The 22,611-nt window shown below is 37.6% G+C and carries 21 protein-coding genes; 7 read left to right on the top strand and 14 right to left on the bottom strand.

The window, feature by feature from the left end:
* Positions 1 to 54: 54 nt before the first annotated feature.
* On the bottom strand, positions 55 to 1,323 hold the full coding sequence (locus FFJ24_RS14460) for an exo-beta-N-acetylmuramidase NamZ domain-containing protein (RefSeq protein WP_138817902.1): 1,269 nt from the start codon (positions 1,321 to 1,323) through the stop codon (positions 55 to 57).
* 178 nt (positions 1,324 to 1,501) lie between these two features.
* On the opposite strand from FFJ24_RS14460, the gene FFJ24_RS14455 reads away from it, so the two are divergent.
* Positions 1,502 to 2,722: an FtsX-like permease family protein gene (locus FFJ24_RS14455; protein ID WP_138817901.1), complete on the top strand. Its 1,221-nt coding sequence runs from the start codon at positions 1,502 to 1,504 to the stop codon at positions 2,720 to 2,722.
* 56 nt (positions 2,723 to 2,778) lie between these two features.
* Here the strand turns inward: FFJ24_RS14455 and FFJ24_RS14450 are convergent, their stop codons facing one another.
* The 3 genes from FFJ24_RS14450 to FFJ24_RS14440 are packed head-to-tail and all read right to left on the bottom strand — an operon-like array spanning position 2,779 to position 4,478.
* A complete protein-coding gene (locus FFJ24_RS14450; protein ID WP_138817900.1) occupies positions 2,779 to 3,183 on the bottom strand; it encodes a hypothetical protein in 405 nt (134 codons plus the stop codon).
* Positions 3,184 to 3,194: 11 nt separating this feature from the next.
* On the bottom strand, positions 3,195 to 3,641 hold the full coding sequence (locus FFJ24_RS14445; protein WP_138817899.1) for a hypothetical protein: 447 nt from the start codon (positions 3,639 to 3,641) through the stop codon (positions 3,195 to 3,197).
* Between the two features lie 36 nt (positions 3,642 to 3,677).
* Entirely contained in the window at positions 3,678 to 4,478 is an 801-nt protein-coding gene (locus tag FFJ24_RS14440; protein WP_138817898.1) for a tRNA pseudouridine(38-40) synthase TruA, read from the bottom strand.
* A gap of 74 nt (positions 4,479 to 4,552) precedes the next feature.
* Between FFJ24_RS14440 and FFJ24_RS14435 the strand changes: the two genes are divergently transcribed.
* Positions 4,553 to 4,936, top strand: a complete 384-nt coding sequence (locus FFJ24_RS14435; RefSeq protein ID WP_246862620.1) for a YchJ family protein — start codon at positions 4,553 to 4,555, stop codon at positions 4,934 to 4,936.
* Here the strand turns inward: FFJ24_RS14435 and FFJ24_RS14430 are convergent.
* From FFJ24_RS14430 to mnmD, 7 genes are all read right to left on the bottom strand, one after another.
* Positions 4,931 to 6,055 carry an ATP-binding protein gene (locus FFJ24_RS14430; RefSeq protein ID WP_138817897.1) on the bottom strand — a complete coding sequence of 375 codons (1,125 nt, stop codon included), beginning with the start codon at positions 6,053 to 6,055 and terminating at the stop codon, positions 4,931 to 4,933. The two genes, FFJ24_RS14435 and FFJ24_RS14430, sit on opposite strands and share 6 nt — an antisense overlap.
* A gap of 75 nt (positions 6,056 to 6,130) precedes the next feature.
* A complete protein-coding gene (mazG, locus tag FFJ24_RS14425; RefSeq protein WP_138822252.1) occupies positions 6,131 to 6,937 on the bottom strand; it encodes a nucleoside triphosphate pyrophosphohydrolase in 807 nt (268 codons plus the stop codon).
* Between the two features lie 20 nt (positions 6,938 to 6,957).
* On the bottom strand, positions 6,958 to 7,407 hold the full coding sequence (locus FFJ24_RS14420) for a hypothetical protein (RefSeq protein WP_138822250.1): 450 nt from the start codon (positions 7,405 to 7,407) through the stop codon (positions 6,958 to 6,960).
* A 14-nt stretch (positions 7,408 to 7,421) separates the two neighbouring features.
* Positions 7,422 to 7,718 carry a hypothetical protein gene (locus tag FFJ24_RS14415; RefSeq protein WP_138822248.1) on the bottom strand — a complete coding sequence of 99 codons (297 nt, stop codon included), beginning with the start codon at positions 7,716 to 7,718 and terminating at the stop codon, positions 7,422 to 7,424.
* 1 nt (position 7,719) lies between these two features.
* Entirely contained in the window at positions 7,720 to 8,829 is a 1,110-nt protein-coding gene (locus FFJ24_RS14410; RefSeq protein WP_138822247.1) for an AI-2E family transporter, read from the bottom strand.
* Between the two features lie 79 nt (positions 8,830 to 8,908).
* On the bottom strand, positions 8,909 to 9,856 hold the full coding sequence (locus FFJ24_RS14405; protein WP_138822245.1) for an aldo/keto reductase: 948 nt from the start codon (positions 9,854 to 9,856) through the stop codon (positions 8,909 to 8,911).
* A gap of 194 nt (positions 9,857 to 10,050) precedes the next feature.
* A complete protein-coding gene (gene mnmD / locus FFJ24_RS14400; protein WP_138822243.1) occupies positions 10,051 to 10,725 on the bottom strand; it encodes a tRNA (5-methylaminomethyl-2-thiouridine)(34)-methyltransferase MnmD in 675 nt (224 codons plus the stop codon).
* 240 nt (positions 10,726 to 10,965) lie between these two features.
* Between mnmD and FFJ24_RS14395 the strand changes: the two genes are divergently transcribed.
* Positions 10,966 to 11,304, top strand: coding sequence for an MmcQ/YjbR family DNA-binding protein (locus FFJ24_RS14395; RefSeq protein ID WP_138822241.1), 339 nt, complete (start codon positions 10,966 to 10,968; stop codon positions 11,302 to 11,304).
* Positions 11,305 to 11,345: 41 nt separating this feature from the next.
* Here the strand turns inward: FFJ24_RS14395 and FFJ24_RS14390 are convergent, their stop codons facing one another.
* The 3 genes from FFJ24_RS14390 to FFJ24_RS14380 all read right to left on the bottom strand — a co-directional run bounded on the left by FFJ24_RS14390 (position 11,346) and on the right by FFJ24_RS14380 (position 15,182).
* Positions 11,346 to 11,810 (bottom strand): DinB family protein, encoded by a 465-nt coding sequence (locus tag FFJ24_RS14390; RefSeq protein ID WP_138822239.1) that lies wholly within the window; start codon positions 11,808 to 11,810, stop codon positions 11,346 to 11,348.
* A gap of 23 nt (positions 11,811 to 11,833) precedes the next feature.
* The gene (locus FFJ24_RS14385) at positions 11,834 to 12,634 is read right to left on the bottom strand and encodes a DUF2625 domain-containing protein (protein ID WP_210419374.1); all 801 of its coding nucleotides are present in this window, start codon (positions 12,632 to 12,634) and stop codon (positions 11,834 to 11,836) included.
* Between the two features lie 514 nt (positions 12,635 to 13,148).
* The gene (locus tag FFJ24_RS14380; protein WP_138822237.1) at positions 13,149 to 15,182 is read right to left on the bottom strand and encodes a M13 family metallopeptidase; all 2,034 of its coding nucleotides are present in this window, start codon (positions 15,180 to 15,182) and stop codon (positions 13,149 to 13,151) included.
* A gap of 346 nt (positions 15,183 to 15,528) precedes the next feature.
* Here FFJ24_RS14380 and FFJ24_RS14375 point away from each other — a divergent pair, with 346 nt between their 5' ends.
* From FFJ24_RS14375 to FFJ24_RS14360, 4 genes are all read left to right on the top strand, one after another.
* Complete coding sequence (locus tag FFJ24_RS14375; RefSeq protein ID WP_138822235.1) at positions 15,529 to 17,511, top strand: heavy metal translocating P-type ATPase; 1,983 nt, start codon at positions 15,529 to 15,531, stop codon at positions 17,509 to 17,511.
* Between the two features lie 139 nt (positions 17,512 to 17,650).
* Positions 17,651 to 18,283, top strand: coding sequence for a Uma2 family endonuclease (locus FFJ24_RS14370; RefSeq protein WP_210419373.1), 633 nt, complete (start codon positions 17,651 to 17,653; stop codon positions 18,281 to 18,283).
* 44 nt (positions 18,284 to 18,327) lie between these two features.
* Positions 18,328 to 18,963, top strand: a complete 636-nt coding sequence (locus FFJ24_RS14365; protein ID WP_138822233.1) for a Uma2 family endonuclease — start codon at positions 18,328 to 18,330, stop codon at positions 18,961 to 18,963.
* Between the two features lie 271 nt (positions 18,964 to 19,234).
* Positions 19,235 to 21,901, top strand: coding sequence for a valine--tRNA ligase (locus FFJ24_RS14360; RefSeq protein ID WP_138822231.1), 2,667 nt, complete (start codon positions 19,235 to 19,237; stop codon positions 21,899 to 21,901).
* The last annotated feature ends 710 nt before the right edge of the window (positions 21,902 to 22,611 follow it).

The raw sequence follows: 22,611 nt of genomic DNA, 5'->3' as shown, positions 1-22,611 counted from the left end.
TGTTAAGTTTGAAAATAATTGCAAGAGTAATTCAATCATTCTCTCATTCAATAATTAATTATATAACAAATATTTCTTGCGCATGGTTTTATATGCACTTAGGCCGGGTTCCCAGCTTGCCCTGATTTCTGCTTCACTTTTTCCATCAATTACCTGTTGCCTGAAATCTGCCACACCAACTAATCTTTCGATAATCCCCATTTCTTTACTTAACCTGGTATTAAAAAAATCTTCTTTTCTTGGCGATGCCTGATATAGTTCGATTAACCAACTGATATTTACCTGTTTCGATTTTACCAGTTTTGAGGTATCGTAAGTTCTTAAATCTAAGCCATAACAAACCTGATCTTGAAACAATGGTGTTTCAGACATTCCTTTTATGCTTTTTGGGGTAAAACTGAAATCGAATTTACCTTTAAGGTATGGTGCTCCAACAACGGTAAAAGGAAACATTGTTCCGCGGCCATGATTTAAATAAGTGCCTTCAAATAAACAGGTAGACGGATAAAGTAAAATAGCTTGCTGCGTATTCAGGTTAGGAGAAGGTTTAACCGGTAAAGTATACTCCATATCATGATTATAATTGGCGTTTTTGATAATGCTTATTTTGCATTTCACCTTATTTTTCAGCCAGCCTTCGCCATTTAACATCTGTGCATATTCGCCAACTGTTAAGCCGTGCGCAATAGGAATAGGTTGCACGCCAATACCTGATTTAAATTTTGGATCTAAAATCGGCCCATCGATTAAATAGCCATTTGGATTTGGACGGTCTAAAATCAATAATGTTTTATTGTTTGTGGCACAGGCTTCCATAACATGCTGTAAGGTATTGATATAGGTGTAAAAACGAACCCCAACATCCTGGATATCGAATACCATAATGTCAATATCTGCTAAATCTTCAGCTGTAGGGGTGCTGTGTTTGCCATAAAGTGAGATGGCTTTTATGCCTGTTTTGGAATCAACATCATCGTTAACGGTAACGCCGGCACTTGCATTGCCCCTAAAACCATGTTCAGGCCCAAATATCTTCTGGATTTTAACACCTCTTTTCAGCAGGCTATCAACCGAAGTCTGCGTACCAATAATTGATGTAGGATTAACTACCATGCCAACACGCTTACCTTTTAACAGCGGGAGATATTTTTCGGTTTGCTCTGCACCCGTTTTAATTTCAGAAGGGAGCTTTACAGCCTTAATCATCAGTTTTCTGTTTTCAGGGCTCTTCTTCCCCAAAGCTTCCTGCTCAAGTGATTTGGGTTGCCCGCAGGCCGATAATGCAATTAAACTGGTTAAAGCAAAGCTGATGTAATTTTTCATTTTTTAATTATTCTAATCTTCCGGTATTATCACAAAACAATTTATAACATATTTTATTTATGCTATTGGTGTTTTATTCTTATAAGTTAATGACTGATGGTTAAAGTTGGTTATTTATTTCCAAAAATGCCATTTTTAAAAAGGAATTGAGCATTTTTGTTAACACAAATTGATTAAATTGAATTTCGAATATTTCATAGCAGGGCGGATAGCCGTTAAATCTGAGCGCACTTTTTCAAAGCTTATTGTTCGCATTGCCATAGCAGGCGTGATGTTGAGTTTAGCTGTTATGATTCTTTCTATAGCGATTATTAAAGGCTTTAAAACTGAAATCCAGGATAAAGTGAGGGGCTATTTAGGCGATGTACAAATTACCCGTTACGATCTGAACAATTCATTTGAGCATTCACCCTTCACACTTGATGGAGAAACGAAAAAGATGCTCAAAAATAATCCAGATGTTGAATATTATTATCCTTTTGCTACAAAACCGGGCATCCTTTCTGCCAATAATGAAATTGAAGGCATTAATTTTAAAGGGATAGACAAAAGCTATAATTGGGATTACATTAAACAGCATATTATCAGCGGAACCATCATCGATTTTTCTGACAGTACGGCTGCCATGCAAGAACTGCTTATTTCGAATTATACTGCCAATCGCTTAAAACTCAAAACAGGCGATGATTTTATCATGTACTTTGTTCAAAACCAGTTGCGGCCGCGTAAATTTAAAATTGTAGGCATTTATGATATCGGTGTAGAAGATATTGATAAGGGATTTGTACTGGGCAATCTGAATATTATTAAACGGCTGAATAACTGGAAAGCCAACGAAATTGGTGGCATAGAAATCAGGATTAAGGATTTTAACAGGCTTAAGCCCATTGCCAATAATATTTACGAGGGGCTTCCCCGCCATTTGCGCTCTTACTCTATTGAAGAAAATTTCCCTAATATTTTTACCTGGTTAGGCCTTCTTGATGTAAACACCAGAGTACTTTTAATCCTGATGCTCATCGTAGGCGTAATTAACATGGTTACTGCACTGTTGATTATGATTTTAGAGAAAACCAATATGATTGGGATGCTAAAATCTTTTGGAGCAAGCAACTGGAGCATTATGAAAATTTTCCTTTACAATGCGGCTTATTTAATTGGGATTGGCTTGTTACTTGGTAATATTCTGGGCTTAGGACTTGGTTTCTTACAGCAGTCCACTCACATTTTTAAACTGAATCAAGCGTCTTACTTTTTAGCTTATGCACCCATAGAATTCCATTTTATAGATGTGCTGCTGCTTAATGTTGTCACTGTAGCGGTGTGCTTAACAGTTTTGATTATTCCTTCACTATTGATTAGCAAGGTTTCTCCGCTTAAAGCAATCAGGTTTAAATAAGGAAAAAACTTGGGTCACCGGACAGATCATTTACCGATGCCCAAGCAAACCTAAACTTAAGCTCTTGTTAACTCAACTTTTACAGTTTTTGTAATATTTGTTTTCTGGAACTCAGGATAGGGTGTGATGTCGATTAATTTGAGTGAATAATTTATGCCGTTTATTTTGATGTTTGTTACACTTTCTAGGGGGCCACATTCTCCTCCTTTGCATAAAATAATTTCCTGATCAACATTATTTCCTGTTAATTTGAAATGTACTGTTGCACTTCCAGCACTAATACAATCAACATTTATTGGGCAGCGGCTATCGCTAATCGATTTTAATACTAATGTAGATGCACCAATTGATTTTGACGTATTGATTTCAAAATTGTAATTCGTTATTTTTGTTTCAGATTTCTTCTTACATCCAAAAACAAAAATAGACAGGGCGATAAATAAGAACATTAAATTTTTCATTTGTACGAGGATTAATTGCTTCTTTTTAAAATATATTCATAATCTATAGTAGCATAAGAGGTAGCCGGAGAAAGATCTGTTTTTGCATTGAATCTTTTTCGAAGGGTTAAATCCACACCACTGCTTCTAATATTGTATTCGCCGGTTAAAATCATATTCCAATCAAAATCTGCTGTCCAAACGCCCTCATCGGTAAAATATCCGATCCCATTTTTAAAAGTATAGGTTCCCTTGCCACCTGATGGTTTTAGGTTAGCATCAGCACCAGGTGTAATGTTGAATTTCCCATCCTTTAACGAGATTGAAATTGGGCGGGTTACCGGCACAGACTTAATACTATTCGTAATTACCAATACACCTGTATAGTTTCCATCCAGTAAAACATTTACGTTTGTAGATTTTTTACAGCCCAGAGATAAGATCAGGGCAAAAAGGAAAATGCAGATTTGGACTTTCATACCCCTTAAACGGAGTTTAAAATCAAAACGCTACACTTAAATTGAAATCCAGTCTATACCTTGTGTACTATGGATAAATTCAGTCCGTGGTTCGAGGTTTAAATAGGGGTAAGTGACTTTTGAAAGGTATAAGCCAGTAGGATGTGCAGGCAATGATAGTTTTGAGGCTTGAAGGGTAATCAGTTCGCTTTCAAATTCATCAAAGCTAAGTTCTCCTTTTCCAACCATTAATATTTTACCCATAATAATGCGGATCATTTTGCCTAAAAAACGGTTACTGGCAATGTGGAACCTCAACCTGTCGCCCTTTGGGTTTACAAATAAATCGGCTTCCATTACATTGCATAAGGTATGTTCGTATTTATCCGGATGCGTACAGAAAGCCCTGTAATTTTTGTATAGCGGTAGTAATTTTACCACAGCTTTCATTTTATCAAAATCTAGATTGTTTAATTGATAAAAGGAACTTTGGGTGCTTAAAAAAGGATCTTTATAAGTATGGATAAAATAATCATATTTCCGTTGTACAGCATCAAACCGGGCGTGGGGTTTACCTTCCATTTTAATAATGTCGAATACGGCGATATTATAGGGTAAAGCTTTATTCAAAATGTAAAGCAGATCGAAATCAATCTCTTTTTCAATATCGGCATGAAAAAAAAACTGACTCGCATGTACATGCGCATCGGTCCGCCCACAACCATTAATAGCAGTCGGTGATTTTAAAATCTTCGATAAGGTTTGTTCAATAACCTCCTGAACACTTTTAACCCCAGGTTGCTTTTGCCACCCACTAAAATACTGGCCTTGATATGCAATGTGAAAGAAATACCTCATTATTCTGCTGCAATTTTACGGAAATTTTAGCAGCAGGAATATTAAATCATACTTTTGCACTGAAAATTTTAATCATGGATATTATAAACTGTCCTTGCGGAAGTGGAACTGCCTTTAGCCATTGTTGCCAGCCTTATCATTTAAAAATGAAAACAGCGCCAACTGCAGGGGCCTTAATGCGTTCCAGATATTCTGCTTTTGTAGTAGCTGATGCGGATTATCTTTATGAAACTACGCATAGTAGTAAAAGAAATAACCATTCCAAAAGCGGTTATTTAAGCAGTGCGAAAAATACCAAATGGCTAAAGCTTGAGATTGTTTTTTCAGGTTTTGACGTTGTCGAGTTCAAGGCCTATTATCTGAATAAGAAATTTCAAACTGAAGTATTGCATGAAAAATCTAATTTCAGGTTAGAAGATGGGCAATGGTACTATGTGGACGGGGAATTTTATTTATAATAAAAATTCACTTACGTTTTCTGGTGTAATTACTTTGGTTTCTACATTTTCGTAAGCACCTAAAAATGATTTTGGGAATTTCACTTTGGATTTTGAATTCCATTTAAATTCGTAAGCATTCATTAATCCGTTTCTTTCTTCAATATAATCTATTTCCTGTTGTGCGTGGGTGCGCCAAAAGTATTGGTTGCAGTTGATCTGTTTGTAGGCAAGAAGTTTAACCCGCTCACTAATAACGAAATTTTCCCAAAGGGCACCAATATCCTGCCTTAATACTGCCGGACTAAATTGGTTAATTACAGCATTTCTGATCCCATTGTCGTAAAAGTAAATCTTCCTGCTTTTCTTTAGTTCATTTCTTAAGTTTCTGCTTAAAGAGCCTAATCTGAATACAATGAATGCCTTTTCAAGCAAATCGATGTATTTCTCTGTAGTTTGATTATCTAAACCCGATAATTGCCCCAGTTCGTTGTATGATACCTCATTGCCAACCTGAAAAGCCAAAGCCTGGATTAATTTCTCCATCTTATCTGGCTTTTGTATTTTTTCCCAGGTTAAGACATCTTTGTAAAGATAACTATCTGATAACTGCTTTAAGCGTATTTCTTCTCCGCCTGGATTGTTCACGATTTCTGGATAGTAGCCATAAACCAAGCGATGGTTCAATAATCTTTTCTCTGCAAGCAGACCGTTTTCCTCTACCATTTCTCCGAATGAAAAAGGAAACAGGTTATATTCCCATTTTCTACCGGTAAGTGGTTCATTAATATGATTGGCCAACTCAAAGGCTGAAGAACCAGTGGCAATTACTTTTACATCTTTAAGTTGATCAATGATTAATTTAATAGATAAACCAATATTATCAACTCTTTGTGCTTCATCAATTACCAACGTTTTGGCTTTTCCCAGAAGGGCACGTAAGGAGGTTGAAGTGGTATTGGAAAGTATTGTCCTAATGTCTGCGTCATCACCATTCCACCACATAACAGGTTTAGCAAATTTAGAAGAAAGCTGTTGCAAGAGCGTACTTTTTCCAACCTGCCGTGGACCTAAAAGAATAATTGCCTTTTCATCTTTCAGATGTTTTTCAATAGAATCTGATATTGCTCTTGAAATCATAATCGCAAAATTAATATAAATTTTGCGATTATAATCGCAAAATTTATATTAATTTTGCGATTTAACTCCTTTTAGCTATAATTTCTTTGCTTCATTCCAATATACATCCATTTCGGTAAGCGTCATATCGGCCAGGGCTTTTCCGTTTTCTTTTGCTTTGGTTTCGAGGTATTGAAAACGTTTGATAAATTTTTTATTGGTTTTTTCTAAGGCATTTTCTGGATTAATATTGATGAAACGGGCATAATTGATCAAAGAGAAAAGTACATCGCCAAATTCGGATTCAGCTTTTTCGATATCAATAGCCGTATTATCAGCAACATTAAATTCAGTTTTAAACTCCTGCATTTCTTCCTCTACTTTTTCCCAAACCTGGTTTTTATCTTCCCAATCAAAGCCTACGCCACGTGCTTTTTCCTGAATACGGGCAGCCTTAACCAACGCGGGTAGTGAAGATGGGACACCAGCCAACACCGATTTATTGCCTTCTTTCAGTTTAATCTGCTCCCAATTTCGTTTTACATCTTCTTCGTTCTGTACTTCAACATCGCCATAAATATGTGGGTGCCGGTTTATCAGTTTATCGCAAACTCCGTTTAAAACATCTGTAATGTTAAAATCATTGGTTTCGGAAGCGATTCTAGAATAGAAAACCAGGTGCATCATCACATCACCAAGTTCCTTTTTAATTTCGTCTAAATCGCCTTCTAAAATGGCGTCGCTCAATTCATAGGTTTCCTCTATAGTTAAATGGCGCAGTGTTTCCATGGTCTGTTTTTTATCCCAGGGGCATTGTGTACGCAATGTATCTAAAACGGTGAGTAAACGTGTAAAGGCATCAGCTGGATTATTGGCGCTTGCAGGAATTGGATTGTTAGGCATGTTTTATGGTTAAACTATATTTATCGAACGCTAAAGTACCAAACCCAGGCGATTAAGAAAAGCTGAAAAGGTATTCTGAACCATAAATATTTTGGCCCCGGACCTGGTTTATGCAGATCTTCGTAATTAATGCGGTGTTTGGCCGCGTAAATATTGGCTGGTAAAATGGCAATGTAAAAAATAATCAGGGCTATTCCGGTAAAATATCTGGTGCTTTCAATCGCCAGGCCAGTGGCAAATAAGATTTCCAGCACACCTGTTAAAATTACAATTTCTACTTTTTTAGGGATAAACAGGGGGACCATGGCAGCCATGCTCGTTTTAAATTTAAAATGCCCGATAGCGGTAAAAAGTAACATCACGCCCATGGCGATGTTGCCTGCAAAAATATTTCCTTTATCAAACGTGGTATGACCGCCAAAGGCTAATAAGCAAACATAAACAATGATCAGTACAAATAGGGGTTTCATTTAAAGGTATTAATCTATTTTATTAAATTAAAGGCAATTAAAATTGTAGCAACAAACAATACCAATAAACCAGATAAGAAGATGAGATCAGCAGCTTTTTCCAGTCGCTGACTTGCCGTTTGTTGTCTCCTCATCGAGATGAAAGATAAGATGCAGCTCGTCATAAAAAACATTACAGCAGCTACAGCAAATTCGTCAATTAAAGAGCCATCGGTAAGTGCGAGTTTTTTTAAAGAAGTAAGTACAATAAAGCAAATACCCAAAAGATTGGCAGAGGTGCTTAAAATATGAGGCGATCTGTTTTCGGCCATTTTAATCTTTTTCTTCTAATTTAATTTTTTTTGTGATCCGGTAAACACGCTTCTTTTTATCAGGCTTATGTTCTTCGCCCATTAAAATACCCCAGGGTTTTAAGTTATCTACTCTATCGAAGATTATTTTTAACATGGCCAGATAAGGAATACATAAAAACATGCCCGAGATGCCCCAAATCATCTCACCCACAACAATCCCAATAAAGGCAAATAACGCATTTATTTTTACTTTCGAGCCCACCACTAACGGCATCAGTATATTTCCATCTATAGCATGTACACCAACATAGGCTATTAAAACCAGAAGCACTTTACCTGCACCTGCAGTTGCAAAAGTAATCAGGCAGCTTATTAACAGGGCAAAGAATATTCCCAAATAAGGAACTACATTAAAAATACCTGCAACAAGACCCAAAAGAACGGCATATTTAACACCTAGTAAACTCAGAACGGTAATCATTAATACCGTAACAATAAGCATCTGCAAGAATAAACCTATGATATATTTTTTAATGATGTACTGAATCTGACTTACAATTTCTGAAACTTTTTCTTTGTGTTCTTCACTAAAAACCGAAGTTAAAAAAGTAAATAAAACCCTACGGTAGTTTAAAATAAAGAAAGTGAATAGTAATGTGAAACCTAAAAATAATAGGGTAGAAGATAGTGTAGATAAGGTAGTAGCTACAATTGCGGCACTAGTAGCCAAAGCTTTTTCTGTGCTGTCATTTAAATAATCCAGTTGTTTCTGAGAATTTATGCCGAAAGTGTGTGAAATCCATTTTTGAAGTTCGTGATAAGAAGCATTCGCTTTCTCCTTAAGTAAAGGCCAATCTGCCCATAAATCGCTTAATTGATTGCCGAAGAAATAAATAATGCCACCAATTACAGCAATCATCAGGATCACCGACACAAGGGTTGATAAACTTCTTTTAAATTTTAGCTTGTGTTCTAGAAAATTGCCAACAGGTAATAATAAGATCGCCATTAAAAAAGAGAAAAGCAGGGGAGCCAGCAAAGATTGACCTAAAATGGCGATGTATGTTAAACTGATTAAACAGAAAAGGACCAATGCCAGTTTGGGTAGAAAAGATAGTTTGTCTTTCATATATTTTAAAATCCTGTTTAATACAAAATGCCCGATTAATTGTTTTATTAATCGGGCATTTAAATATAAGAGATTATTTTTAATAGATACTCGCTTTATCTAAAAGAGAAATATCTTCTGGCAATAATTTTAAATTTGCGGCTTCAGTAAAAGATTTTAGTTGGCTTAAATCGGTAACACTGGCAATTGGCGCCGTAATTGATGGGCGATAAATTAACCAGGCCAGGGCTACCGAAGCTGGCTCAACATGGTGTTTTTTAGCAACCTCATCCAATGCCGCTAAAATTTTAAAGCCCCGTTCGTTAAGGAATTTTTTAATGCCTCCACCACGCTGGCTTTTATTCAGATCGTCTTCACTACGGTATTTCCCGGTTAAGAAACCACTGGCCAGCGAATAATAAGACACAACGCCCAAACCATAATCCAGACAGATTTTTTCGTGTTCCTGCTCAAAGTTTTCTCTATCATACAGGTTGTATCCTGGTTGGTAAACTTCGTAACGGGGTAAACTGTGTTCGGTTGAATAAAGTAATGACTCTTTTAAGCGATCGGCAGAAAAATTTGATGCCCCGATCCAGCGGACTTTGCCAGCTTTAATTAAAGTTTCGTAGGCACTTAATGTTTCTTCAACAGGCGTGCTTTCGTCATCAAAATGAGAGAAATAAAGATCGATATAATCGGTTTGCAGGCGCGATAAAGAATGTTCAACTTCATTGATGATGTAATCTTTTTTTAGCGATTTACCCTGCCCCATATCTGAGCCAACTTTTGTCGCAATAATTATATCGTGGCGTTTGTTTTGTTTTTTAAGCCAGTTACCAATAATCGTTTCCGATTCGCCACCATTATTTCCAGGTACCCAACGCGAGTACACATCGGCCGTATCTATAAAATTGAAACCACTTTCTATAAATTGGTCTAATATTTCAAACGACTTTTTTTCATCGATCGTCCAGCCAAAAACATTTCCTCCAAATACTATGGGCGAAATATTTAAATCGGTTTTTCCTAAGGTTCTTTTTTCCATGATACGAATGTTAATGTTATTTTAACAATTTTAGATTATACTGGTTTTAACAGGCGGTCTAAATTATGTCAAAATGATATCGTTGGTTAACCGCAAAGAGGAGGGGGCAGAGGGCATAAAGTTGGGGAACTATTCTTATGCAATGCAATCTTCGGACTTTCTGGCGTCAGACTTTCTCCATCATCCATCTTCCATCATCCATTTTCCATCCCTTTAATCGCCCTAAGCATTTCTCTTTTTCCGGGGGCGCCGGGTAATTTTTCGATGGTAAATCCGCAGGCTTTAATGGCCCTTTTTAGTTTCCCGGTAATGGCGTAGGTAACAAAAGTTCCGCCAGGTTTTAAGAAACTGCAGGCATGTGCAATAATTTCATCGCTCCACATTTCGGGCTGGTGCTGTACAGAAAATGCATCATAATAAATCAGGTCAAATTTTTGGTCACCGCTGTATTCGGCCAATGTAGTATGTGGAATTTCTAACGAGCAAAGCGAAGTTAATTTCTTGGGTGCTTTTAATGCTTCCGGGTAATTTAAAATAAAATCAGCCCATATTTTTTCAGGAACATACGCTGCATAACCAGTCTGCTCAATTATAGCTGTAGTAAGCGGAAAGGCTTCAATGCTGGTATAGTTAAGGTTAATGTTATTTTCCGCACAATATTCGAAACTTAAAATAAAGTTCAATCCGGTGCCGAAACCAACTTCCAAAATGGAAATTTCAGCTTGGTTAGTGGAAGCGAATTTCAAACCTGCATCAATAAACACGTGTTTGCTTTCTTGCAGAGCACCATGTTTACTATGGTAATGTTCGCCTATGGTTTCATTATAAAGTGTATTAGATCCATCGGCAGTAGGCATTATAATATTCATGAGCTAGGATTTTAAGGATTCTTGGATTTCAGGATTATGACGCAAATATAGAAGATATAGTACTAATATGATTTTTGGATTTGGGGATAAATTAGCGACAGATAGGGTAGGTAAGTTAATCAGCTTTAATCTTCGGACTTCGGACTCCCGACCTCTGAATTTTTCTCTTCCGGCTTTAATCTTTTGTTATTAGCTTTGGTCTTACCCTAAACCCTAAACCCTAAACCCTAAACCCTAAATATGGATATCGAATCGTTCAGAGAATATTGTTTGAGTTTACCCGGCACTACAGAAGGTATGAAATGGGAACATCTGTGTTTTATGATAGAAGAGAAAATCTATGTGATTATTGCTATTGATGAGGGTAATCGTTTTTCTATCAAATGCAATCCGGATGAATTTGAAGAACTCGCTGCCCGAGATGGTATTGCCCAGGCTTACCACATGGCCAAAAGACAATGGATCCAGATCGAAAACTTAGAGGTTTTAAATGATAAAGAGTTGAAAAGCAGGGTGGCCGATTCGAGGGCAATGGTTTTAGCTAAATTACCGAAGAAAACGCAGGCAAAGTATGCTTAAATTTTTCCAATTGAGAGGTGGATTATCTTCAATGCAACTTTCTATACCAATTTCTTCAAGGCCATAATATAGCCGATGTGCATCCCCTCATGGAAAGGGATAAAATTTATCGCATCTTCTATGGAGTTTAATTTCATTCCATAACGTTTGTTCCAGGGATCGAACTTTAGAAAAATCCCACTACTATAATCTGTCGCCAAACGGTCCATACTATTTAAAAGTACGTCGAAAATGGAGGCGATTTCTCCCTTTTCTATAAATTTAACTGGTTTTGTTCCACTTAAAAATGGAGTGAAATATTTTTCTTCAACGGTTACCGTTAATCCCGATCTAACATAACACAGGTTTTGCTGTGCAGCGGTTAAATGGGCAATATTCCAGATGATGTTATTGTTAAAACCTGCGGGGATTTTGTTTAACTGCTCTGTGGTTAAGTCTTTTACCAATTCCAGAATAAAAGCCCTGGTATTTTTGATCTGGATAATGGTTGCAGGTGTGTTAGTCATGTAATTATTTTATAGACAGCAACTTACTGCTCGTTTTTAGTTTCTTCCTTTTTGGTTTCGTCTTTTTTTATGCCTTTGTCTGCATTCAGTTCTTTCGACTTCATAATATTAAAACGGTACATTTCTTCAATCCCAACAAGTTTTCGTGTACATTTTTCAATATCAGTACCTTCCTCCCATAAATAAGGACGGAAACTATAGGTTTTGGTACCATCCAAATTGGCAATAAATTGATTCCAGCTGCTCCAGCGTAATCCTTTATAAAATTTAGAAAGATCACTGTCGAAACAAAAAACAAGGAATTCGCCATAACCAGCTCCAAGCGGTTGCCAGGTTAGACTGTTTGGTTCAAGGTAATATACATTTTTGATGTCTTTGCCCAGACCGCCGTAATTAATAGCAAAGAAACCACCTACCGCATCATCGGCAATTAAAAGGTAGGGAATGTTATCGCCATATTCTTTTAAGGTTTTTCCTTTGTTCCAATCAGCAACATTTCTGCTCAATCTTTCGCTGCCCGAACCTAAAATTCTAATCCAGCCGTTATCAACTATAATGCCGCCGGTATTGTAGATTACCGAACCAAGTGTGGCATAGGTCGTCATTTGCGAGTGATATAAAACCTCTTTTGCCTTAGCCGAATCTACAGGCAATACTTCGACCTTATTTTTAGCAGAATCGATCCATTTCTTTACCAATGGCCAGGCAGGATCTGTTTTATTGATTAATTTATCAATGCTGATCAATTTATTTTCCTGAGCAAAACCTGCTAAAGAAAATAAAGTTAAACCAAGGATTAAAAGGAAGTTAATTGGGCTTTTCATGGAAAGGATACTTATGTTTTTTCAAAGATAGAATGATAATTAGGAATTGCCGAAAGGAGTTACATTAATTTTGATTTGGAAGAAAATTGAGCTTAATTGTTGATTCGTGAAGATACGAACCAAGGCGGTGGGTAATCGTGCAGTCAGATGTTACCATTCCCTAGATTCGTTTAATAACTTAAAACTGATTAATGGTAGAATTGAATTGATAATTCTACAAGTGCCGGATGGTAACATCCAACACCACAGTTAATAAAAATTGATTAATAGTGGAGTTGAATTGATAATTTTGGCAGACGTCAAATGGTAACACCTTACACCACCCCCGAGACCCTACTTATAAAACAAAACGTCCCGAAAATGATCGGGACGTTCGTAATATAGGGATGATATAAATAATTAAATTTTAAAGTTGAGGGCAGAAAAACCTAAAGCCTTAAGCCTTCCATCTCAATTAAAACTATCGGGGTGGAAAAGCCTTACACCCTCAACCTTCCAGCCTTCAATCTCAAATCTACCACATTCTAATCCTGTCTTCTGGTTTTTTATATAGTTTATCGCCAGGTTTAACATCAAAAGCATTGTACCATGCATCCATATTTACAGGTGCACCAATGGTACGGTATGGGCCTGGAGAATGTGGATCTGTTTTAATGAGCTGAGCAGCACTTTCGGGTAAAATATTACCCCTCCATACTTGTGCCCAGGCCAGGAAGAAACGCTGATCTGGTGTAAAACCATCAATTTTCTCATTGCTTTGACCTTGTTTGGTCATTTTGAAAGCAGTATAAGCGGCGTTTAAACCTCCTAAATCGCCAATGTTTTCACCCATGGTTAATTTACCAATTACATGGACCGTATCTAATACGGTATAAGCATCAAATTGCTCGCCTAAAGCTTTTGTTTTAGCGTCAAATTTAGCTTTGTCTTCAGCTGTCCACCAGTTTTTTAAGTTGCCGGCCGCATCATATTGGCTTCCGCTGTCATCAAAACCATGGCTCATTTCGTGACCAATTACAGCGCCTATACCACCATAGTTAACAGCATCATCAGCATTAGGGTCGAAGAAAGGAAACTGTAAAATACCAGCAGGGAAAACAATTTCGTTTAGTGTAGGGCTATAGTAAGCATTAACCGTTGGAGGTGTCATACCAAAACGTTTGCGGTCAACAGGCTTACCTAACTGATCAATCATTTCATTATAGCCCCAAACACTTGCATTGCGTAAGTTTTGGAAATAAGTATCCTTATTAATCACTAAACCATCGTAGTTTTTCCATTTTTCCGGATAACCCACTTTTGGTGTAAATGCATGTAATTTAGCTAGTGCCTTTTGTTTGGTCTCAGGGCTCATCCATTCTAAACCATTAATTCTGATTTCGAATGCTTTACGCAAGTTCACAATCATCTGGTTCATACGTTCTTTAGCTTCAGGCTTAAAATATTTGGCCACGTAGAGCTGACCTAATAATTCGCCAATAGTACCATCTGTTAAAGATGACATGCGTTGCCAGCGTGGTGTTTGTACTTTCTGACCTGTTTGAGCCTGTGTAAAAGCGAAACTCGCCTTAACAAACGGAGAACTTAAACTAGAAGCCGAACCTTTTAAAATATTCCACTCCAGATAAGTTTGCCAATCGCTAACCGGAACTGATTTCAACATGCCATTCAGGCTTGCCATAAATTTAGGCGAAGAAACCAGAACAGTATCTTGATTTTTGATTTTGAACTTAGGCAAATAGGTTGTCCAGTTAATATCTGGTGTTTTCTGGTTCAGCTCGGCAACGGTAAGCTTGTTATAGGTTGCGTAAGGATCGCGCATTTCTAAACGGCTCATCTGCGCTTCAGCGAATTGCTTTTCAATTTTATAAACGGTTGCTGCTTTTTGTTTTGCTTCTTCCGGTGTACTTCCCGTTAAGGTAAATAAAGTAACCATATAGGTATTGTAAGCCTCGCGGATCTTAACACTGCGTGTATCATCTTTCAGGTAATAATCGCGATCGGGAAGTGTTGTGCCTCCCTGACTAATATTCACCATATATTTGTTTACATTCTTGCGGTCCTGGCCAACGCCCAGGCCAAACATTCCGCCACCCAAGCCATTGGTTCGCATGTAAGCCACCTGATCCAGCACACCTTGAATGTTTTTAATTTGCTTAATTTTTGTTAAATCGGCTTTTATTGGCGTATAACCAAATTTTTCAATGGTCGCACTATCCATAGCGGCCGTGTAAAAATCGCCAACCCTACGCTTAACCGAACCTGCAGGTGCAGATTTGTCAGCTGCTGCATCTTCTACTAAAGATTTAACAGCATTGATATTGAAATCGCGAAGTTCGTTAAATGAACCCCAGCGAGTTTCTTTAGCAGGAACAGGATTGTTTTTTATCCACGTGCCGCTTGCATAGGTGTAGAAATCGTCGCCTGGCTTAACGGAAAGATCCATGTTGGCAGGGTCGATAAATTTTTTAGTTTGTGCACTTGCAGAAAAGCCGGCAGCGACTATACCCAGCGCTGCAAAACATCTTTTCAAATTTTGGTATTTCATTCGCTTAATAAGTTAATAATGATGCGAAATTTATGAAATACTACTTAATACTGGTGTTATATATTAAGAATATTACTTGTTAAACCAGTAGTATATTTTTGCTAAACCAAGCCGCCTGATAAGTTCAGATGCTGAAAAAGAAATTTTAATAGATTTCATGATTTTAAATCTTTTATACCACTATTAACATTTTTTAACAAAATTTATTGTGCGCTTGTAAAAATTATTGCTATTAAGAATGATTCGGGATAAAACATTTTATTTTCCATAAATTTGAAAACGGTTATCTAACCTGCGAGGTTTTATCGTTAATAATAAAAATGATTTTTAGCATACTATAAATATAATGAGCCACTCACACGATAAAGAAGATAGCTGTTGCAGCAGTAAAGTACATTCCGAACCAAAACATAACCATGATCACGAACATGAAGAAGGTGACGAACATGACCACGACCATGGTGGAGATCCATCAGCTTTTAAAACGTATTTGCCAGCTATCGTAACATTGGTTATGTTGCTGATTGGAATTGCGTTTGATAACCTGTTTACGGTTCCTGTATTTCAGATCATTCGCCCTTATTGGTATATCGTGGCTTATTTACCTGTGGGCATCCCGGTTTTACGCGAAGTTTGGGAAACTTTTAAAGCCAAAGATTTCTTTACCGAGTTTTCTTTAATGTCTATTGCTACCATTGGTGCTTTTGCTATTGGTGAATATCCTGAAGGCGTAACGGTGATGCTTTTCTACACTATTGGCGAGTTGTTTCAAATGGCTGCGGTAAACCGTGCCAAAAGGAATATTAAAGCATTACTTGATGTTCGTGCAGATGTAGCGCATGTATTCCGTAATGGAAAATACGAAGATATTAATCCCGAAAAGGTAGAAATTGGCGAAACAATACAGGTAAAGGCTGGTGAGAAAATCCCCTTAGATGGAGAACTGATCAGCGATAAAAGCAGTTTTAACACTGCTGCTTTAACGGGCGAGAGCAAACCGCGTACAATTAATAAGGGCGAATCGATTTTGGCAGGAATGCTTAATCTGGATAAAGTAGTCGAAGTCAAAGTGACCAAAGCTTTTGCCGACAGTGCATTATCCCGCATTTTGGAAATGGTTCAAAATGCCACTACGCGCAAAGCCAAAACCGAACTTTTTATTCGCAAGTTTGCGAAAATATATACCCCAATTGTTTTCTTTTTAGCCCTCGCGCTGGTTACTATCCCAATTTTAGTTTTAGGAAACGAATATCATTTCCAAACCTGGTTGTATCGTTCGCTGGTTTTTCTGGTTATATCTTGTCCATGTGCACTGGTCATTTCTATTCCATTGGGTTATTTTGGCGGAATCGGTGCGGCATCGGCAAATGGCATTCTTTTTAAAGGCTCTAATTTCCTTGATTTAATTACCAAACTGAATGTTGTTGTAATGGACAAAACTGGAACCTTAACAAAAGGTGTTTTCAATGTTCAGAAAGTAGAAAGCAATATTGATGAAACAGATTTTTTAAACTTCTTAACGGCTGTAGAAGCCAAATCTACCCACCCAATTGCGAAGGCTATCGTAAAATATGGAGGTCAGAAAGAAATTCATCCTGCAGAAAACATCGAGGAAATTGCTGGAATGGGTTTAAAGGGCCAGGTTAATGGTAAAGAGGTTTTAGCAGGTAATGTTAAACTTTTGGAGAAATTTAATATTGATTTTGAGCCTGAGATTGCGACGATAGAAGAAAGTATCGTGGTTGTTGCTGTCGACCAGAAATATGTTGGTTATGTTCTGATTGCAGATGAAATAAAAGAAGATGCTGCCGAAGCTATCAAACAGCTTCACGAAAACGGAATAAAACAGGTTGTGATGTTAAGTGGTGATAAAATCTCAATTGTTAAAAATGTAGCCTCGGGTTTAGGAATTGATACTTATTTTGGGGATTTATTGCCTGAAGATAAAGTTGCCAGACTGGAAGCCATTAAAAGCGACAAAAGTAAGGTGGTGGCCTTTGTGGGAGATGGAATTAACGATACACCGGTATTAGCAATCAGCGATATTGGTATTGCCATGGGCGCAATGGGTAGCGATGCTGCGATCGAAACAGCAGACGTAGTGATTCAAACCGATCAACCTTCTAAAATTGCAACCGCGGTTAAAATAGGTAAGGCAACCAAAAATGTTGTGATCCAGAATATTGTATTGGCATTTGCTGTAAAAGCAATTGTCTTAATTTTAGGGGCAGGAGGTATAGCAACCATGTGGGAGGCGGTTTTTGCCGACGTTGGTGTGGCACTTCTGGCTATTTTAAATGCGGTGAGAATTCAGAAGATGAAGTTTTAGTACATTTATACTTTTACCATTAAAAAATTGAGATACTTGGGAAATGGCCTAAAACTTAATGTCCTTAATTTCTTGATGGTAAGTATGATATGTTGAAAAATTGAAAGGCGGATTACTATAAAAATTAGTATATTTGATTATGTCTGAACCTGTTCCATATCCTGTTTTAAGCGATGATGAGCCTGTCATGCAGTTCAATGAGCTTGATGCGTCTTTAACTTATAGTTATTCTAACTATTTAAACTGGCTTTTTCCTGAAAGAGTAGAACTGATTAAAGGTAAAATCTTTAAGATGATTCCTGCACCTTCAAGCGTTCATCAGGAAGTTATTGGAAACATATTTCTTAAGCTAGGAAATTTTCTAAAAAAGCAACCTTGTAAAGTTTACATATCTCCATTTGATGTTCGTTTTACAAAGGAAAGTCGCCATGATAAAGCTATTTTTACGGTTTTACAACCAGATATCTGTGTGATTTGCGATAGAAGCAAAATTGATGCCCGTGGTTGTATCGGTGCGCCCGATTTGGTTGTCGAGGTTTTGTCTCCGGGAAATACCCGAATGGAACTGCTTAATAAGTACCGTGTTTATGAAGAATTCGGCGTTAAAGAATATTGGGTGGTGAGCCAAAGTGATCAAAGCATTTTGATCTACACCTTAAATGAGATGGGTAAATTCCAACCCTCTAAAATATTTACCCTAAGCGAAAAAATTACGTCAACTGTATTACCGGGTTTTGAATTGGCCTTGGATGATGTTTTTGAGGATTTATAAATCCATAAATATGTTTTGATTACTAATTTTTAGAATATTCGTTTATGTCTGAACCTGTTCCATATCCTGTTTTAAACGATGATGAACCTGTAAGGCAGTTCAATGAACTTGATGCATCGTTAACTTATAGCTATTCTAACTATTTAAACTGGCTTTTCCCTGAAAGGGTAGAGCTGATTGAGGGTGAAATATTTAAAATGAGTCCTGCGCCATCAAGGGTGCACCAAGGTGTTTCTATTAACTTGTTAAATCCAATAATTAATTTTTTAAAAGGTAAACCCTGTAAGGTTTATGCAGCACCCTTTGATGTCCGTTTTCCAGAAGAAAGTAAAGCTGATAAAGATGTATTTACTGTTCTCCAACCAGATATCTGTGTGATTTGTGATAGAAGCAAACTCGATGCCCGTGGCTGTATCGGTGCGCCTGATCTGGTAGTTGAAATTTTATCGCCGGGCAATACCAAAATGGAATTGCTTCATAAATACCGTGTTTATGAAGAATTCGGCGTTAAAGAATATTGGGTGGTGAGCCAAAGTGATCAAAGCATTTTGATATATACCCTAAATGAGATGGGTAAATTCCAACCCTCTAAAATATTCACCTTAAGCGAAAAAATTACGTCAACCGTACTGCCAGGTTTTGAATTGGCATTAGATGATGTTTTTGATGACGTAGAGTAAGCGTTTTATGAAAATGCATTATTATTCTTGTTTTTGCACGAACCAATTTTTCTAAATCTGATTGACGTAGTAGCTCCCGACTCCACATCGGGACTACAAACAAAAAGCAGGGCCAAATCAAAATACGCACCTGCTTTCCAAAAACTAACACGCATATCTTTTACATACACTCATCTGAAGTTCACCTGCATTAGTCTTTCAGTTTTCCATTTGCCTGGGCTTTGGGCTTTCAGCTTAATTAGCTATTTTTGGGCTTTTATAACAATTTTTCATGAGCATTTCCACCAAGTACAATCCTGCAGAAACAGAAGATAAATGGTATAGCTATTGGCTATCTAAAAAGTTTTTCCACTCAGAACCTGATGAGCGCGAACCTTACACTATCGTCATTCCGCCTCCAAACGTCACAGGCGTACTGCACATGGGGCACATGCTCAACAATACCATTCAGGATGTATTGATCCGTAAAGCCCGTATGCAGGGTAAAAATGCTTGCTGGGTACCCGGAACTGATCATGCCTCTATTGCAACCGAAGCAAAGGTTGTGGCGATGTTAAAAGAACAGGGAATTGATAAAAAAGACCTTTCGCGTGAAGAGTTTCTGAAATATGCCTGGGAGTGGAAAGAAAAATACGGTGGTATTATTTTAGAACAGTTAAAGAAATTGGGCGCTAGCTGCGATTGGGACCGTACCCGCTTTACCATGGAAGAAGATCTTTCTGCAGCGGTGATCGATTCGTTTATCCACCTGTACAAAAAAGGATGGATTTACCGTGGTATCCGCATGGTTAACTGGGACCCGGCTGGTAAAACAGCTGTTTCTGATGAAGAAGTGATCCGTAAGGAAGTAAACCAGAAATTATATTACATTAAATACCTGATTTCGGGAACGGAAGACCAGTTTTTAACGATAGCTACAACGCGTCCGGAGACGATTATGGCCGATGCTGCCATCTGTATCAACCCGAACGACGAGCGTTTTGTACACTTAAAAGGCAAAAAAGTTTTTGTGCCTCTGGTTAATCACGAAATTCCGGTTATTGAAGATGAATATGTAGATATTGAATTTGGAACAGGCTGTTTAAAAGTTACACCAGCACACGATTTAAACGATTATGAACTGGGTGTTAAGCATAATTTACCGGTTACCGATATCTTAAACGACGATGGAACTTTAAACGAACTGGCCGTTATTTTGGTGGGTGAAGACAGATTTGTTGCCCGTAAGAAAATTGCCAAAATGCTGGAAGAAGCTGGCCATTTAGAGAAAGTTGAGGATTATAAATCGCAGGTTGGTTTCTCTGAACGTACCGATGCCGCTATCGAACCAAAACTTTCGATGCAATGGTTTGTAAAGATGAAAGAAATGGCGCAACCTGCTTTGGATGATGTTTTGAAAGGCGAAGTAAACCTGATCCCGAATAAATTTGAAAATACATACCGTCATTGGATGGAAAATGTGCGCGACTGGAACATTAGTCGCCAGTTATGGTGGGGACAAAGAATCCCGGCCTGGTACGACGATAAAGGAAACTGGGTAGTAGCCAAAACTAAAGATGAGGCCTTAGAAGAATTCTGGAAGAAAAAACATTTGGACGAAAGTTGTTCGGATGCTGAAAAAGCAGGGTTCAAACATCAGTTAGAGCCGTTTTTAAGACAGGATGATGATGTAATGGATACCTGGTTTTCATCATGGTTATGGCCAATTTCGGTTTTCGATGGCTTTAAAAACCCTGAAAATAAAGATATCAATTATTATTACCCAACCAATGATCTGGTTACCGCGCCGGAAATTTTATTCTTTTGGGTGGCACGTATGATTATGGCCGGACATGAGTTTATGGGCAAAAAACCATTTACCAATGTGTATTTAACGGGTATTGTGCGTGATAAATTAGGCCGTAAAATGTCTAAATCGCTGGGTAACTCGCCAGACCCGATTGGATTGATTGAAAAATACGGTGCAGATGCGGTACGTGTGGGAATGTTAATGTCGTCACCTGCTGGAAACGATTTAATGTTCGATGAAAGCTACTGCGAACAGGGACGTAATTTCGCCAGCAAAATCTGGAATGCTTTCCGTTTGGTAAAAGGATGGGAAGTTGATGAAAATCTAATTAACCCCAATACTCAGGCCATTTCCTGGTTCGAAAACCGCTTTAACGAAGCTTTGGTAGAAATTGAAGCTAACTTCAAACAATACCGCTTATCAGAAGCATTAATGATCACTTACAAACTGGTTTGGGATGATTTCTGTGCCTGGTATTTAGAAATGGTTAAACCTGCTTACCAACAGCCGATTGATGCCGAAAGTTATAAAGCTACAATTGCCTTTTTTGAAAATATCATCAAATTATTGCATCCTAATATGCCTTTTATCACTGAAGAGTTATGGCATGATGATTTGTTTGCCGAACGCGGAGAAATGGATTGCTGCATTGTGGCCGAATTTCCGAAAGGCGGAACTTTTGATGAGCAATTATTGAAAGATGCCGAGGTAATTAAGACTGTGGTAGCCGAAATTAGAAATGTAAGGAACCAGAAGCAGATTTCGCCTAAAGAAGCGTTGCCGTTAAGCATTAAGGTAAATTCTGATCTTGATTATGAAAAATGGTTAAACATGGTGTTCAAATTGGCCAATGTATCAGAAGCGGAGATTGTAAACGATAAAATTGTTGGTGCAACAGCTTTTATGGCAGGTAAAGATGAATTCTTTATTCCATTAATCGAAAACGTTGATGTAGAGGCTGAACGTGAGCGTTTAAATGCCGATTTAGTATATTTACAGGGCTTTTTAAAGTCGGTTGATGCTAAATTGGGTAACGAACGGTTTGTCCAGAATGCAAAACCCGAAATTATTGCCAATGAACGCAATAAAAAAGCCGACGCTGAAGCAAAAATCAAAATTATTGAAGAAAGTTTAGCGGTTTTAGGCTAATAATAATCTCACAGACCTATAAGGTTTTTAAAACCTTATAGGTCTTAAATAAGAGACTGTCTCATAAATTGTAATTCAATCGAATTTGTCACGTTGAGCCTGTCGAAACGCCTTTTAAGATACTTAAAAACCGACAAGTTATCATTGACATTATTTCACAATCTTCGAATCAGCATTTTAACCGATTTCGCATTTCCATCCAGCTAGGCCATAGCACAGTATCCCCGTTCTACTTAAATCCGGCCTAACAAATTTTTCGGGCTGCACTGTTCTGTCTGAACAACTGGCTTCAAAAGAAAACGGCGAAGCCCTCATGAATGCAGCTAAAAGTTATAAACAACAAATGAATAAATTTTCAGCCGGCATTTTATTAATGGTTGTCTATTGTTTTTATCTGTATTAATGAGCTCGGCAATGCCTCGGTTTTGTTTCTTTTTAATGCCAAAAAGAAAGAGCCCCTCGGCGGCGGCGAGCCGAGGCAAGACCGTGGTGTATGGCAAAAGAAATCAATTATACGTCTCTAATATTGATTTTTATTAAATAAATTATCCCTCAGGAGGACAATTCCATATTTATGATACAGATTCTTTTTCATCCATTCCCCTCTTAATTCTCACATTTTCCATCTTCATTCCATATCTTCTGTTTCCTTTCTAAATTGTTACCAAAGCTCACTTTTTTATTAAACTAAAAATCCTAATTTGGGTGCT

The organism is Pedobacter sp. KBS0701 (genome assembly GCF_005938645.2).
In the GTDB taxonomy this organism is placed as follows: domain Bacteria; phylum Bacteroidota; class Bacteroidia; order Sphingobacteriales; family Sphingobacteriaceae; genus Pedobacter.
This window is presented reverse-complemented; position numbering and strand designations above follow the sequence as displayed.